This is a genomic window from Streptococcus sanguinis SK355, from assembly GCF_000212855.1.
GTDB classification, from domain to species: Bacteria; Bacillota; Bacilli; order Lactobacillales; family Streptococcaceae; genus Streptococcus; species Streptococcus sanguinis_A.
This window is the reverse complement of the sequence record NZ_GL890993.1, coordinates 1-13,761: the sequence shown is the minus strand read 5'-3', so window position 1 is coordinate 13,761 and position 13,761 is coordinate 1. Positions and strand designations below refer to the sequence as shown.

Sequence of the window (13,761 nt, the reverse complement as noted above, 5' to 3'; positions counted from 1 at the left end):
TTTAGCCGAGATTAAGGTTGTTGCAGGCGACTTCTGATATAATAAGTGAAGGAACAAAGAAGGAATCAATAGTTAAAAATGATGAAAATAATATTTATGGGAACACAGGACTTCTCAGCGACTGTCCTAAAAGGACTACTGGACAATGGTCAATACCAAGTGTTAGCCGTGGTGACGCAGCCGGACCGGGCCGTTGGCCGTAAAAGAGAGATTCGCATGACTCCAGTAAAAGAATTAGCCTTGGAATACAAGCTGCCGGTTTATCAACCGGAAAAGCTGGCTCAAAGCTCGGATTTAGAGGAGTTGATGAACTTAGAAGCAGATGGTATTGTCACAGCTGCTTTCGGACAGTTTTTGCCTAGCTGCTTGCTGGACAGTGTTGACTTTGCGGTGAATGTTCATGCCTCCTTGTTGCCTAAATACCGAGGTGGTGCGCCTATTCACTATGCTTTGATTAACGGCGATGAGCAGGCGGGTGTTACGATTATGGAAATGGTCAAGGAAATGGATGCCGGAGATATGATAGCCAGCAAGGCGACGCCGATTGAAGAGACGGACAACGTTGGAACTCTCTTTGAAAAATTGGCGCTTATCGGGCGAGATTTGTTGTTGGATGTTCTGCCAGCTTATAGGGCAGGGCAGATTACACCTCAGCCGCAGGATCCTAGCCAGGTCACTTTCTCTCCGAATATCAGCCCAGAAGAAGAGCGGATAGACTGGAGCAAAACAAACCGCCAAATTTTCAATCAAATTCGCGGCATGTACCCTTGGCCGGTAGCTCATACCTTGCTGCAGGGGCAACGCTTTAAGATTTACGAAGCAGATATGGCAGCTGGCAGCGGTCAGCCGGGACAGATATTGTCTATTAGCAAAAAAGAACTGGTGGTCGCAGCTGGTCAGGGAGCTCTCTCGCTGAAGACAGTTCAGCCCGCTGGTAAGCCCAAGATGGCTATCGTTGATTTTTTGAATGGACTGGGCCGCAGCCTGTCCATAGGAGATACTTTTGGAAAGTAAGCAAAAAAAGGCCCGTTGGCAGGCCTTGGAAATTTTGGAAGAAGTTTTTGAAGAAGGAGCCTATTCCAATATCGCCATAAACCGAGCGCTGAGTCAAAGCCAACTGAGTCAAGCAGATAAAGGTCTGGTAACAGAGCTGGTTTACGGCACAGTTGCTCGGAAAATCACTCTGGAGTGGTATTTATCCCATCTGATTGAGGATAGGGACAAATTAGATAACTGGCTCTACATTTTGCTTGAGCTCAGTCTGTATCAGATGCTCTATCTGGATAAAATCCCTCAGCACGCAGTTGTTCATGAGGCTGTTGAAATTGCGAAAATCCGTAAGCGCGGCAGCGAAAAATTTGTCAATGCCTTGTTACGTAGGATTGAGCGTGAGGATGTAGCTGATTTTAAAACAATCAAGCGTAAAAACAAACGCTATTCGATCCAGTATTCTCTGCCGGTCTGGCTGGTCAAAGCATTGATAGAAGAGTATGGCGAAGAAAGAGCTCTAGCTATCTTTGCCAGTCTCTTTGTTTGCAGCAAGGCCAGTATTCGCGTGACAGATATGTCGCGCAAGGCAGAGCTTCGCCAGCTTTTAGGGGCTGAGGACTCTCCCTTATCTCCGTCAGCTTTGGTTAAGAGACAGGGGCATTTTGCTGGGCATCAGCTCTTTGAAAGCGGAGTGATTACGATTCAGGATGAGTCTAGCCAGCTGGTGGCTCCTACTTTGTCCATCGAAGGAGAGGAGCAGATCCTGGATGCCTGCAGTGCACCGGGCGGTAAGACTGTCCACATGGCTTCCTATCTGACGAGCGGCCACATTACAGCCTTGGACCTCTACGATCATAAGTTAGAGCTCGTAGAAGAAAATGCAAAAAGGCTGGGCTTGGCAGATAAAGTCACTACTAAAAAGCTAGACGCGACCAAGGTATTTGAGATTTTTGGCCCAGATGCTTTCGATAAAATCCTGGTGGACGCTCCTTGCTCTGGTATTGGCTTAATTCGCCGCAAACCAGATATAAAATATAATAAAGAAAATGCAGATTTTGAGAATTTACAAAAAATTCAGCTGGATATACTAGACAGCGTTTGTCAAAGTCTACGTAAAGGTGGTATAATAGCTTATAGTACTTGCACGATTATGGCTAAAGAGAATTTTGAGGTTGTCGAAAAATTTCTGGCCAGCCATCCGAATTTTGAGCAAGTCTTATTAGACCATGAAAGAAAAGATATCGTCAAAGACGGCTGTATCTTGATTACGCCGGAATTATATGAAAGCGACGGATTTTTTATCAGTCAATTTAGGAAGATATCGGAATAAGAGGAGGAAACTGACAGTATGGAAATTTCATTATTAACAGATGTTGGTCAAAAGCGTACAAATAACCAAGATTATGCCAATCTTTTTGTGAATCGGGCTGGCAAAACCCTGATTATCTTGGCAGATGGTATGGGCGGCCACAGAGCTGGAAATATTGCCAGCGAAATGGCTGTGACAGACTTAGGAGCTGCCTGGGTTGATACACAGATTGATTCGGTGAATCAAGTGCGTGAATGGTTTGCGGAGCACTTGGAAGAGGAAAATCAGCGCATTCATCAATTTGGTCAAGATGAAGAATACAAGGGCATGGGCACGACTTTGGAAGCCTTGGCTATCATTGATAATCAAGCCATCTATGCCCATATCGGTGATTCTCGCATCGGCTTGATTCGCGGTGATGAATACCGCCAGCTGACCAATGATCACTCGCTTGTTAATGCTTTGTTGAAAGCTGGACAGATTACTCCAGAAGAAGCAGAGCGTCATCCGCAGAAGAATATCATTACCCAGTCTATTGGTCAAAAAGACGAAGTACAGCCTGACTATGGCATGATTACCTTGGAAGATGGTGACTACCTTCTGCTCAACAGTGACGGTCTGACTAATATGATTTCAGACAGTGAAATTTGTGACATTGTCAGCAGCGACATCAGCCTGTCTGAAAAAACACAAACCTTAATTCGCTTTGCCAACAATGCTGGAGGGCTAGATAACATCACAGTTGCTCTGGTTCGCTTTGACAAGGAGGATAAGGCATGATTCAAATCGGCAAAATCTTTGCCGGGCGATATAAAATCATCAAGCAGATTGGCCGCGGAGGCATGGCAGATGTCTATCTGGCCAAGGACTTGATTTTGGATGGTGAGGAAGTTGCGGTAAAGGTTCTTAGGACCAATTACCAGACAGATCCTATCGCTGTCGCGCGTTTCCAGCGGGAAGCTAAGGCGATGGCTGACTTGGACCATCCGCACATCGTTCGGATTACTGATATTGGGGAAGAAGATGGCCAGCAGTATCTGGCTATGGAATACGTGGCGGGTCTGGACCTCAAGCGCTATATCAAAGAGAATTCTCCGATTTCAAATGAAGAAGCAGTCAGAATCATGGGACAAATCTTGCTGGCAATGCGCCTAGCGCATACACGCGGTATTGTCCATCGTGACCTGAAACCACAAAATGTCCTCTTAACCCCAGATGGCAATGCCAAGGTAACAGACTTTGGGATTGCGGTGGCCTTTGCGGAGACAAGTCTGACTCAGACTAACTCAATGCTAGGTTCAGTTCATTATCTATCGCCTGAGCAGGCACGTGGCTCTAAAGCAACTGTTCAGAGTGATATTTATGCGATGGGGATTATTTTTTATGAAATGCTGACTGGTCATATCCCTTATGACGGGGATAGTGCCGTTACGATTGCCTTGCAGCATTTCCAAAAGCCGCTGCCATCCATCATTTCTGAAAATCCTAATGTGCCTCAAGCCTTGGAAAATGTGGTCATTAAGGCAACAGCCAAAAAACTGACGGATCGTTATCAGTCAGTTGCAGAGATGTATGTTGACTTGTCCAGCAGCTTATCCTACGAGCGCCGTAATGAAAAGAAATTAGTCTTTGATGATGTTGCGAAAGCAGACACCAAGACCTTGCCAAAAATCTCACCTGTACCTCAGCCGGCAGTTCCACCTGTTAAGTCAACGCCGCCTAAAGTGGAAGCTGCTGAAGTCAAGGAAGAGACATCTGATGCGGTTAAGAAAGCTCCAAAGAAACGCCGTTTGAGAACGCGTTACAAGGTTCTTTTCTTTGCTATCCTATTGGTTTTGGCTGCCTTTGTCGTCCTTCTCTATAACAGCCCGTCTAACACCAGCGTGCCAGATGTTTCTGGTCAGACTGTAGCAGAGGCTCGCTCCGCTATTGAAGCTAAGAAGCTGGTTGTCGGAGAGGAAAAGGAAGAATACAGCGACAATGTCGAATCCGGCAAAGTAATTAAAACTGATCCACAGGCCAATAGTCAGCGCCGCGAAGGCAGCAAGATTGACCTGATTATCTCCAAGGGACCCAAGACCTTTGTGATGGAAGATTATGTCGGTCAAGCAAAATCAGCCGTAGTTGAAAATCTGAAAACAAACTATAATGTTTCTGAGAAATTGATTGAGATTGTTGAGGAAGAATCGGACGAGTACGAGCCAGGTCAGGTCATTCGCCAGTCGCCGGCAGCTGGTTCGACCTATGATTTGACTTCTAATCATAAGATCAAGCTGACAGTGGCGAAAGCAGTGACTAGTGTGGCCATGCCTGACTTTGGCAGCATGCAGTACACCTACGCCAATGCCCGTTCTTACTTGATTCAAATGGGAATTTCTTCGTCTCGAATTGAGCGAGTTGTTGACCGTTCAGTCACTTCGACTCAGGCTGACTTGGTAACTTCCCAGTCACCTGCGGCAGGTCAGACAATTGACCTCAAGTCCAATGAAAAAATCACTCTTTACGTGACAGAAGCAACAACACCATCGTCATCTAGCTCGTCATCTTCATCGTCTAGTAGCAACTCAAAGAGCAGCTCATCGTCTGAAGATAGCGGACATGGAACTAGTTCTAGCTCATCTGATAGTTGATTAATAAACCATCCATTTTAAGTTTTTTATCTTAAAACGGATGTTTTTTTCTTTTTGCTGGACAAATTTCCCCATTTCATGCCTTGGACGGAGGATTTTTGGTTTAATTTTGTTAAAATAGGAAGGTAGAGAAAGGAAACGGCTATGTGGAAGGTTCAATTATTTGTTTTTGTTGAAACAGTCTTATTATCCATGGCATTGGTTACCATGTTGGCAGCTGATTTTTCACGAGTTGTCATTATCTTGGTCCTTTTTTTGCTGCTGCTCTATTATTACTTCGGCAAGCAAAAAGGAAATTTTCTGCTGGTTGCTTCCATGATTATGCTGTTTTTCATTATTATGCTCAATCCCTACGTCATTGCTGCCCTTTTATTTGCGCTTGTTTATGGAATGATTGTGGCCTACCCTTATATCTATAAGGAAAATCAAGAAACCCATCTCGTTTACGAAGAAGATGTGGAAATTCAGAGTGAAAAGAATCGCTGGTTGGGGGACCTGCAGCATTTTTCTAAGGATAGCTGTCAATTCCACGACATCAATCTCTTGCGCATTGTTGGGAAAGACACCATTCATTTGGAAGACGTGATTTTGGTCAACCATGATAACGTCATTGTCATTCGAAAGGGATTTGGCGATACCAAGATCATTGTGCCACTGGATGTGGAAATTCAGCTGCAAATCAATACTCTTTACGGGGAGCTGAACTTTCTGCATCATCCATCTCGCAAGCTGCGCAACGAAACCATTTCGCTAACGACACCAGACTATAAACGGGCCAATAAGACAGTGAAGATTGTCCTCGTCAGCTTCTTAGGAAATGTGGAGGTTGTCAGAAAGTGAAGAAATCAAATTATTTTCTCATTCTCCTCTATACTTTCTTTGTCTTATTTATCATCTTTCATTATATTTTCAATATTTTTGATTTTACTTGGCAGGAGCTCTTTAATGATTTGGAGCTGTTGCAGTCTTTTGTGTTCTTTGTTGTGATTATCGGTTTATCACTGACTATTCTGATTGTGATTGCGGCCCGCTTGATACAATATCTGTCGGTAGCCCATGTGCAAAAAAATCTTCGGCATTTGCTAGATGGACGGAGACTGGAGCCGACAGACCAGCCCGAGCTGGATCGCTCTTTGCATCAGCTTGAGAGAAGGCTGCACCGTCTGACAGAGAATCTCCAAAAGTCTGAAAACCAAACCCTGCAGACAGAAGAGAAAATTATCGAAAAAGAACGGCGGCGGATTGCGCGTGATTTGCACGATACTGTCAGTCAGGAATTATTTGCAGCCAATATGATTCTTTCAGGAGTGGCTGGAAATGTAGAACGGCTCGATGGACAAAAACTGCAAAAGCAGCTCAAGGGGATTGCAGATATTCTGGACACAGCTCAGAAGGATTTGCGGATTCTCCTGCTCCACCTGCGACCTACAGAGTTGGAAAATAAGACTCTGGTCGAAGGTATGGATGTGATTATCAAGGAGCTGACTGATAAAAGCGACATTGATGTTCATTTCAATCATCAGGTTGGGCATCTATCCAAACAGATGGAGGAGCATGTCTTCAGGATTATGCAGGAAATTATCAACAACACACTGCGGCATGCCCAAGCCAGTCGGCTGGATATTTACCTCTATCAGGCACCTAATGAACTTAAAATCAAGGTATCTGATAATGGCGTTGGTTTTGATCCGCTGGCTCAGGATGAACTTAGCTACGGCTTGAAAAATATGGAAGACCGTGTGCGGGATATGGCGGGCACTTTTAAGCTTTTGACAGCCCCTAGAAAAGGTCTTTCTATTGAAATCACGATACCTTTACTAGAAGGAGAAGATCATGAAGATATTGTTAGTGGATGACCACCAGATGGTCAGATTGGGATTGAAAAGTTACCTGGAACTGCAAGATGATATAGCTGAAGTATCTGAAGCAGTCAATGGCAAAGAAGGAGTTGAGCAGGCTTTGGCAAGTCGTCCGGATGTGATTATCATGGATATCGTCATGCCTGAGATGAATGGGATTGAAGCGACACTGGCCATTTTAAAGGAGTGGCCGGAAGCAAAGATTCTGATTTTGACTTCTTATCTGGATAATGAAAAAATTTATCCTGTTCTGGATGCAGGCGCTCATGGATATATGCTTAAGACTTCCAGTGCTGAAGAAATTCTCCGTGCTGTCAAAAAAGTGGCCAAGGGAGAATTTGCCATTGAAACAGAGGTCAGTAAGAAAGTGGAGTATCATCGTAACCATATTGAGCTCCACGAAGATTTGACAGCTCGTGAGCGTGATATTTTAGGGCTGTTAGCCAAGGGTTATGAAAATCAACGGATTGCGGATGAGCTTTTCATTTCCCTCAAAACGGTCAAGACTCATGTTTCCAATATCCTGTCCAAATTGGAGGTGAGCGACCGCACTCAGGCAGTTGTTTATGCTTTTCAGCACCATCTTGTCCCACAAGAAGACTTTTAATGGTATAATAGAAAAGATTAAGATTGGACAAGGGGAGATATGGACGCAAAATTAAAGTATAAGGCAAAAAAGATAAAAATTGTCTTTTTCGATATAGATGATACCCTACGAGTCAAGGATACAGGTTTTATACCAGACTCTATCCAGACAGTTTTCAAGCAGTTGAAGGACAAAGGGATTTTGACGGGTATTGCGTCTGGACGAGGAATGTTTGGTGTTGTGCCGGAGCTGAGAGCTTTGCAGCCAGACTTTTTCGTTACCTTGAATGGAGCCTATGTCGAAGATAGCAAAGGAAAGGTGATTTCTCAGACGGTTATCCCGTCCGATAGAGTGACGTCCTATATTGCTTGGGCTCAGGAGGAAGGGATTGACTATGGTCTGGTCGGCAGCCATGGAGCAGCCTTATCCAATCGAAATTCTCTGATTTCAGAGGCCATTGATGTGGTTTATCCAGATTTGCCTGTTAACCCAGACTTTCATCTAGAGCAGGATATTTATCAGCTCTGGACCTTTGAAGATAGAGGAGATATCCTACAGCTTCCAGATACATTAGAAGAGCATCTGCGTTTGGTTCGCTGGCATCCTCATTCGTCAGACGTGGTACCGACAGAAGGTTCCAAGGCAGCCGGAGTTTCCAAGGTTGTCGAGCATCTGGGCTTTAAACCTGAAAATGTCATGGTTTTTGGCGACGGACTCAATGATTTGGAATTGTTTGACTATGCAGGAATTGGCATTGCCATGGGCGTTTCCCATGAAGAACTGCGAAAAAGAGCAGATTATATTACAAAAACAGTAGAAGAAGACGGTATTTTTGCCGCTTTAGAGGAGTTAGGTATGGTAGAAAAAGAATTACATTTTCCACAAGTAGAACTTGTAGCAGCAGAAGGTCCAAAAGCGACTATCAAGACTAATCATGGGGACATGAAAGTTCAGCTGTTTCCAGAACAGGCACCAAAAACAGTAGCCAACTTTATTGCCCTTGCTAAAGATGGTTATTATGACGGTGTGATTTTCCACCGCATTATTCAGGACTTTATGATTCAGGGTGGTGATCCTACTGGTACCGGTATGGGCGGTCAGTCTATCTATGGTGAGAAATTTGAAGATGAGTTTTCACCTGAGCTTTACAATATTCGTGGGGCTCTTTCCATGGCAAATGCTGGGCCAAATACTAACGGCAGTCAATTTTTCATTGTTCAAAATAAAAATCTTCCTTATTCAGCTAAGGAATTGAGCCGCGGCGGCTGGCCTGAAGCTATCGCTGAAGTCTATGCCAGTCAGGGAGGAACACCGCATTTGGATCGGCGCCACACTGTCTTTGGTCAGCTGGCTGATGAAGCGTCCTACCAAGTTTTGGACAAGATTGCAGCTGTTGAGACGGGGGCTATGGATAAGCCGGTGGAAGATGTTGTGATTGAGACAATTGAGGTAGAAGACTGATGAAAATCGGTGATAAATTAAAAGGCAAAATCACAGGGATTCAGCCTTATGGAGCTTTTGTTGAGCTGGAAAATGGTACGATTGGTCTGATTCATATCTCAGAAATTCGTCCGGGTTATATTGAAAATATCCATGATAGTGTAAAGATTGGCCAGCAGGTATTAGTACAGGTTGTGGACTATGATGAATTTTCTGGGAAGTCCAGTCTGTCCATGCGGACCTTAGAAGAAGAAAAGCACCGCCTTCCTAGACGCCACCGCTTTTCAAACGACCGCTGTAAAATTGGTTTTGAGCCTTTAGGCAGACAGCTGCCTATCTGGATTAAAGAGGCAAAAAAATTCTTAAAAGAAGAAAAAATTTAAAAAATATCCTGTTCGATAAGAGAACAGGATATTTTTGTTTTAGATAGACTTGCTATTCAATTCATGGCCGAGTACTAAGTTGAAACGGACTTGTTTTTCAAAAAATACTAAGCATCAAATTCATAGAGGGCAGTAGACAGGTAGCGTTCGCCGTTATCAGGTGCCAGAGCAAGGACTTTCTTGCCAGCTCCTAGTTTTTTCGCTACTTCAATAGCTGCGAAAATAGCAGCAGCAGATGAAATCCCCACTAAGAAGCCTTCCTGACCGCCAATATAGCGTCCGAATTCCAGTGCTTGATCAGAAGTCACACGGACAATACCGTTGTAGGCTTCTGTATCCAAGGTCTCTGGAATGAATCCGGCTGAAAGTCCTTGGATTTTGTGAGGACCTGGCTTCTCACCAGAAAGGATAGCAGATTCGTCTGCTTCAACTGCATAGGTTTGGATGTCCGGATTAACTTTTTTGAGAGCGTGAGATACACCGGAAATAGTTCCGCCAGTTCCGACACCGCCTACAAAAGCATCCAGTCCAGTTTCACCGAAAGCAGCGATGATTTCTGCTCCTGTTGTTCGTTCGTGAACCTCTGGATTGGCCGGATTGTTAAACTGCAGCGGCAGCCAGCCGTTTCGTTCTTGTGCGATTTCTTGTGCTTTTGCAATAGCACCTTTCATTCCCTCGCTACCCGGAGTCAAGACTAACTCAGCACCATAAGCTTGGATAATTTTGCGCCGCTCCACACTCATGGTCTCTGGCATAACAATGACAACCTTGTAGCCTTTGGCTGCTCCAACCCATGAAAGTCCAATACCGGTATTTCCGCTGGTTGCTTCAACGATGGTATCGCCAGGCTTGATAAGGCCATCGCGTTCAGCCGCCTCAATCATGCTGAGAGCAATCCGGTCTTTAACAGAAGAGCCAGGATTGAAAGCTTCTAACTTCACATATACCTCAGCAGCTCCTTCTGGGACCAAGTTGTTCAATTTGACAATGGGGGTTTGCCCAATTAGTTCTGTAATGTTTTGATAAATACGTGACATAGGATACATACCTCAATATAATTTAATAGAATTAGTATAAAATGAAACAAGCGCTTTGTAAAATATAAAAAAGCTATGAGAGCCATAGCTTTTCTTTATGTCAAAACATCAAGGGGACTTCTACTTGGCGCAGTCCTTGATCCATCATCTCCAATTTTCCCTTAAAAAACTCAGTCAGTTTATCTTTGAGTAGCTCTCTTTCACCTTTGTCAACGAAAAGAAGAGTGGAGACGGTATCTGTAAATTCAGTATCGTATTCAACAAGATTTTCTGCCTTGAGAAAATTCGCAAAATCCTGATATTGGCTGTAAGACAGTTTTAGGCACAGGCCAGCCTGCTCTTTTATTTCAACCAGTCCAATCTCCTTAATAGCCAGAGCAACACTTCCGGCATAAGCTCGAATCAGACCGCCGGCCCCTAGTTTAATACCGCCAAAATAGCGAGTAACCACAACGCAAAGATTGGTCAATTCATGCTTTTCTAGAACTCCCAGCATAGGAACTCCGGCTGTTCCGCTGGGCTCCCCATCATCACTGGTCCGCTTAATATCGCTCTTTTCTCCAATGATAAAAGCAGAGCAGTTATGGGTGGCCTTGTAATGTTCTTTTTTTATAGCAGTGATAAAAGCGCGAGCCTCTTCCTCGGAGTAAACTCTTTTCACATGGCAGATAAAGCGGGATTTTTTAATTTCCTCCTGAACCATGCCATCTTCTTTAATTGTCTTAAATTCCATAACTATATTTTACAAAAAAAGATGAATTTTGCCAAAAAATTACGAATATATAAGTATGTTAGAGTTACAAGATTGTTTAGGACGGATATTTACAGAAAATCAGTTAGAGCCTAGCTTGCGAGCAAAAGCAAAAGAAATTCCCAGTATCCGAGAAGAAAAAGGCAAGCTCCGCTGCGGACGCTGCAACAGCTTGATTGAACGAGAAAATCAGCTACCTGTTGGAGCTTATTATTGTAGAGAATGCTTAATCTTGGGTCGGGTACGGAGTGACCAACAACTCTACTATTTTCCTCAAGAGTATTTTCCTAAAAATCAGGTGCTTAAATGGCAGGGGCAACTGACAGAGTTTCAGGGGAAAATCTCCAAAGGCTTACTTGATGCGCTAGAGAAAAGGCAGAATACGTTAGTGCATGCTGTTACTGGCGCTGGAAAAACAGAAATGATTTACCAAGTGCTTGCAAGAGTTATTGATAGAGGTGGTTCTGTTTGCTTGGCAAGTCCGCGGATTGATGTTTGTTTAGAGCTTTATCGGCGCCTTAAAGAAGATTTTTCTTGTGAAATAGCCCTTCTGCATGGGGAGTCAGAAGCTTATTTTCGCAGTCCCTTGGTGATTGCTACCACTCACCAGCTATTAAAATTTTATCAAGCTTTTGATTTGCTGATTGTTGATGAGGTAGACGCCTTTCCTTATGTGGATAATCCCATGCTGTATCACGCTGTAGAGCGTTCAGTTAAAGAGGATGCTACAACTATTTTTCTGACAGCTACTTCCACGGATGAACTGGATAAAAGGGTTCAAAAAGGTGAGCTGAAACGCCTGAGTCTTCCCAGAAGATTTCATGGTAATCCCTTGACTATCCCTCAGAAAGTTTGGTTATCTGATTTTCAAAAATATCTTCAGAAGAAGAAAATAGCACCTAAGCTTTTAAAATATATACAAAAACAGAGGGAGACTCAATTTCCTCTCTTGATATTTGCTGCAGAAATTCAAAGAGGAGAGGATGTTGCTCAGGCTCTGCAGATTGCTCTGCCGGATGAAAAGCTAGCTTTTGTCGCCTCCACAACAGAAAATCGTCTGGAGATTGTTGAACAGTTTCGTCGCAAGGAGATCACTATTTTGGTGACAACGACTATCTTAGAGCGTGGGGTAACTTTTCCTGGCGTAGATGTCTTTGTCTTGGAAGTAAATCATCGCCTGTTCACTCGTAGTGCTCTGGTTCAGATTTCAGGCCGAGTTGGCCGTAGTATGGATAGACCGACGGGACAGTTGCTATTTTTTCATGATGGAACTACCCTTGCTATGGAAAAGGCAATTCGGGAAATGAGAGATATGAATAAGGAGGCGGGATTATGACAGAGTGTCTTTTATGCAAAGGGCAAATTGAGGACAAAAGTAGTTTTTTACGGCTTTTTCTATTAAAAGAAGAAGGACCAAGCTGCTGCTCCACTTGTTATCAAAATTTTGAACGCATATCTGAAGAACATTGCCCTCGCTGTTTTCGCGACGGGAAATCAGATTTATGCAAAGATTGCAAAAAGTGGGAGAAAGAAGGGAATCTAGTCCAGCACCAGTCAATATTTACTTATAATCAAGCAATGAAGGCTTATTTCAGTCAATATAAGTTTCAGGGAGACTATGCATTGCGCTTTGTATTTGCAAAAGCAGCTAGAAAAGCAGTCAGAATGTTTAGAGAGCATACCATTGTTCCGATTCCAGTCAGTGTCGAAAAATTTCAAGTTCGAGGATTTAATCAAGTGCAGGGGATTTTAGATGCAGGAAAAGTAGCATATAGAAATATCTTAGAGAAAAAAGACACCCTAGCACAGTCGAGCAAGACACGTGAGGAGCGTCTGCAGACGCAGCAAGCATTTAAAATTAAGAAAGGAGTTGATTTGCCGGATAAAATTTTGCTGGTTGATGATATCTATACGACTGGAAAAACCTTGCAATTAGCCAAGCAAATCTTATTGGAAGCCGGTGTGAAAGAAGTATTGACGTTTTCAATCGCAAGATAGGAAAAAATTTGCAAAAAAGAAATGAAAGCGTTATAATGATATTATAAATAAAACATTTATGTTTAGAAAGAAGGTACTTATATGCTTAAATATAGTATCCGTGGTGAAAACCTAGAAGTAACAGATGCTCTCCGTGACTACGTAGTTTCTAAACTTGAGAAGATTGAGAAGTATTTCCAAGCAGAGCAAGAACTTGATGCGCGTGTGAACCTCAAGGTTTACCGTGAAAAGACTGCGAAAGTGGAAGTGACAATTCCGCTAGGCTCCATCACTCTTCGTGCAGAAGATATCTCTCAGGACATGTATGGATCAATTGATTTGGTCACAGATAAGATTGAGCGCCAAATCCGCAAAAATAAGACCAAGATTGAAAGAAAGAATCGCAATAAAGTTGCTACAAGTCAGCTTTTCACAGATTCCTTTGCTGAAGAAGCAGAAGAAGTTCCGTCAAAAGTTGTCCGTTCAAAACACATAGATTTGAAGCCAATGGACTTGGAAGAAGCGATTCTACAGATGGATTTGTTGGGACATGATTTCTTTATCTATTCCGATGCAGAGGACAGCAGCACAAATGTTATATACCGTCGTGAGGATGGAGATATTGGCTTGTTAGAAGTCAAATAAATAAGAAAAGAGGGTTGAGAGCAAGTTTCTCAACCTTTTTATTTTATAGAAAGTTATACTGTCAGATGACATGGCACAAGCACCCTACGTACAAAGAAATTAACTTTATACTTAGAGTTTAAAGATAAACCTCAAAAAAATGTAAAAAATATTA

General features: G+C 43.2%; 14 protein-coding genes. 12 read left to right on the top strand and 2 right to left on the bottom strand.

Annotation, left to right across the window (positions count from 1 at the left end; all coding sequences use genetic code 11):
- Positions 1–78 precede the first annotated feature (78 nt).
- The 9 genes from fmt (at position 79) to HMPREF9389_RS11165 (ending at position 9,197) form a co-directional block, all read left to right on the top strand.
- Positions 79–1,014, top strand: a complete 936-nt coding sequence (gene fmt, locus HMPREF9389_RS11125; protein ID WP_002927474.1) for a methionyl-tRNA formyltransferase — start codon at positions 79–81, stop codon at positions 1,012–1,014.
- The gene (gene rsmB / locus HMPREF9389_RS11130) at positions 1,004–2,320 is read left to right on the top strand and encodes a 16S rRNA (cytosine(967)-C(5))-methyltransferase RsmB (protein ID WP_002927473.1); all 1,317 of its coding nucleotides are present in this window, start codon (positions 1,004–1,006) and stop codon (positions 2,318–2,320) included. The genes fmt and rsmB overlap by 11 nt, the downstream gene beginning before the upstream one ends.
- Before the next feature lie 18 nt (positions 2,321–2,338).
- Positions 2,339–3,079, top strand: coding sequence for a Stp1/IreP family PP2C-type Ser/Thr phosphatase (locus tag HMPREF9389_RS11135; RefSeq protein ID WP_002927472.1), 741 nt, complete (start codon positions 2,339–2,341; stop codon positions 3,077–3,079).
- Positions 3,076–4,929 (top strand): Stk1 family PASTA domain-containing Ser/Thr kinase, encoded by a 1,854-nt coding sequence (gene pknB, locus HMPREF9389_RS11140; protein ID WP_002927471.1) that lies wholly within the window; start codon positions 3,076–3,078, stop codon positions 4,927–4,929. Before HMPREF9389_RS11135 ends, pknB begins: the two co-directional genes overlap by 4 nt.
- Before the next feature lie 144 nt (positions 4,930–5,073).
- The gene (gene liaF, locus HMPREF9389_RS11145) at positions 5,074–5,769 is read left to right on the top strand and encodes a cell wall-active antibiotics response protein LiaF (RefSeq protein WP_002893496.1); all 696 of its coding nucleotides are present in this window, start codon (positions 5,074–5,076) and stop codon (positions 5,767–5,769) included.
- Positions 5,766–6,785: a sensor histidine kinase gene (locus HMPREF9389_RS11150; RefSeq protein WP_002927470.1), complete on the top strand. Its 1,020-nt coding sequence runs from the start codon at positions 5,766–5,768 to the stop codon at positions 6,783–6,785. The genes liaF and HMPREF9389_RS11150 overlap by 4 nt, the downstream gene beginning before the upstream one ends.
- On the top strand, positions 6,763–7,395 hold the full coding sequence (locus HMPREF9389_RS11155) for a response regulator transcription factor (protein ID WP_002926512.1): 633 nt from the start codon (positions 6,763–6,765) through the stop codon (positions 7,393–7,395). Before HMPREF9389_RS11150 ends, HMPREF9389_RS11155 begins: the two co-directional genes overlap by 23 nt.
- 39 nt (positions 7,396–7,434) lie before the next feature.
- Entirely contained in the window at positions 7,435–8,835 is a 1,401-nt protein-coding gene (locus tag HMPREF9389_RS11160; protein WP_002927469.1) for a bifunctional Cof-type HAD-IIB family hydrolase/peptidylprolyl isomerase, read from the top strand.
- A complete protein-coding gene (locus tag HMPREF9389_RS11165) occupies positions 8,835–9,197 on the top strand; it encodes a S1 RNA-binding domain-containing protein (RefSeq protein ID WP_002927468.1) in 363 nt (120 codons plus the stop codon). The genes HMPREF9389_RS11160 and HMPREF9389_RS11165 overlap by 1 nt, the downstream gene beginning before the upstream one ends.
- A 107-nt stretch (positions 9,198–9,304) precedes the next feature.
- Here HMPREF9389_RS11165 and cysK read toward each other — a convergent pair whose 3' ends face one another.
- On the bottom strand, positions 9,305–10,234 hold the full coding sequence (gene cysK / locus HMPREF9389_RS11170) for a cysteine synthase A (RefSeq protein ID WP_032906094.1): 930 nt from the start codon (positions 10,232–10,234) through the stop codon (positions 9,305–9,307).
- Positions 10,235–10,334: 100 nt separating this feature from the next.
- A complete protein-coding gene (locus HMPREF9389_RS11175) occupies positions 10,335–10,967 on the bottom strand; it encodes a YigZ family protein (RefSeq protein WP_002927466.1) in 633 nt (210 codons plus the stop codon).
- A gap of 55 nt (positions 10,968–11,022) precedes the next feature.
- On the opposite strand from HMPREF9389_RS11175, the gene HMPREF9389_RS11180 reads away from it, so the two are divergent.
- The 3 genes from HMPREF9389_RS11180 (at position 11,023) to hpf (ending at position 13,607) form a co-directional block, all read left to right on the top strand.
- Positions 11,023–12,321: a DEAD/DEAH box helicase gene (locus HMPREF9389_RS11180; protein ID WP_002927465.1), complete on the top strand. Its 1,299-nt coding sequence runs from the start codon at positions 11,023–11,025 to the stop codon at positions 12,319–12,321.
- The gene (locus HMPREF9389_RS11185) at positions 12,318–12,983 is read left to right on the top strand and encodes a ComF family protein (RefSeq protein ID WP_002927463.1); all 666 of its coding nucleotides are present in this window, start codon (positions 12,318–12,320) and stop codon (positions 12,981–12,983) included. Before HMPREF9389_RS11180 ends, HMPREF9389_RS11185 begins: the two co-directional genes overlap by 4 nt.
- 81 nt (positions 12,984–13,064) lie before the next feature.
- Positions 13,065–13,607, top strand: coding sequence for a ribosome hibernation-promoting factor, HPF/YfiA family (hpf, locus tag HMPREF9389_RS11190; protein WP_002903257.1), 543 nt, complete (start codon positions 13,065–13,067; stop codon positions 13,605–13,607).
- The last annotated feature ends 154 nt before the right edge of the window (positions 13,608–13,761 follow it).

What these genes read in the sequence shown, in the direction of transcription:
- fmt (WP_002927474.1), top strand. Translation starts at nt 79, where the DNA reads ATGATGAAAATAATATTTATGGGAACACAGGACTTCTCAGCGACTGTC.
- HMPREF9389_RS11135 (WP_002927472.1), top strand. Translation starts at nt 2,339, where the DNA reads ATGGAAATTTCATTATTAACAGATGTTGGTCAAAAGCGTACAAATAAC.
- pknB (WP_002927471.1), top strand. Translation starts at nt 3,076, where the DNA reads ATGATTCAAATCGGCAAAATCTTTGCCGGGCGATATAAAATCATCAAG.
- liaF (WP_002893496.1), top strand. Translation starts at nt 5,074, where the DNA reads ATGTGGAAGGTTCAATTATTTGTTTTTGTTGAAACAGTCTTATTATCC.
- HMPREF9389_RS11155 (WP_002926512.1), top strand. Translation starts at nt 6,763, where the DNA reads ATGAAGATATTGTTAGTGGATGACCACCAGATGGTCAGATTGGGATTG.
- HMPREF9389_RS11160 (WP_002927469.1), top strand. Translation starts at nt 7,435, where the DNA reads ATGGACGCAAAATTAAAGTATAAGGCAAAAAAGATAAAAATTGTCTTT.
- HMPREF9389_RS11165 (WP_002927468.1), top strand. Translation starts at nt 8,835, where the DNA reads ATGAAAATCGGTGATAAATTAAAAGGCAAAATCACAGGGATTCAGCCT.
- cysK (WP_032906094.1), bottom strand. Translation starts at nt 10,234, where the DNA reads ATGTCACGTATTTATCAAAACATTACAGAACTAATTGGGCAAACCCCC.
- HMPREF9389_RS11175 (WP_002927466.1), bottom strand. Translation starts at nt 10,967, where the DNA reads ATGGAATTTAAGACAATTAAAGAAGATGGCATGGTTCAGGAGGAAATT.
- HMPREF9389_RS11180 (WP_002927465.1), top strand. Translation starts at nt 11,023, where the DNA reads ATGTTAGAGTTACAAGATTGTTTAGGACGGATATTTACAGAAAATCAG.
- HMPREF9389_RS11185 (WP_002927463.1), top strand. Translation starts at nt 12,318, where the DNA reads ATGACAGAGTGTCTTTTATGCAAAGGGCAAATTGAGGACAAAAGTAGT.
- hpf (WP_002903257.1), top strand. Translation starts at nt 13,065, where the DNA reads ATGCTTAAATATAGTATCCGTGGTGAAAACCTAGAAGTAACAGATGCT.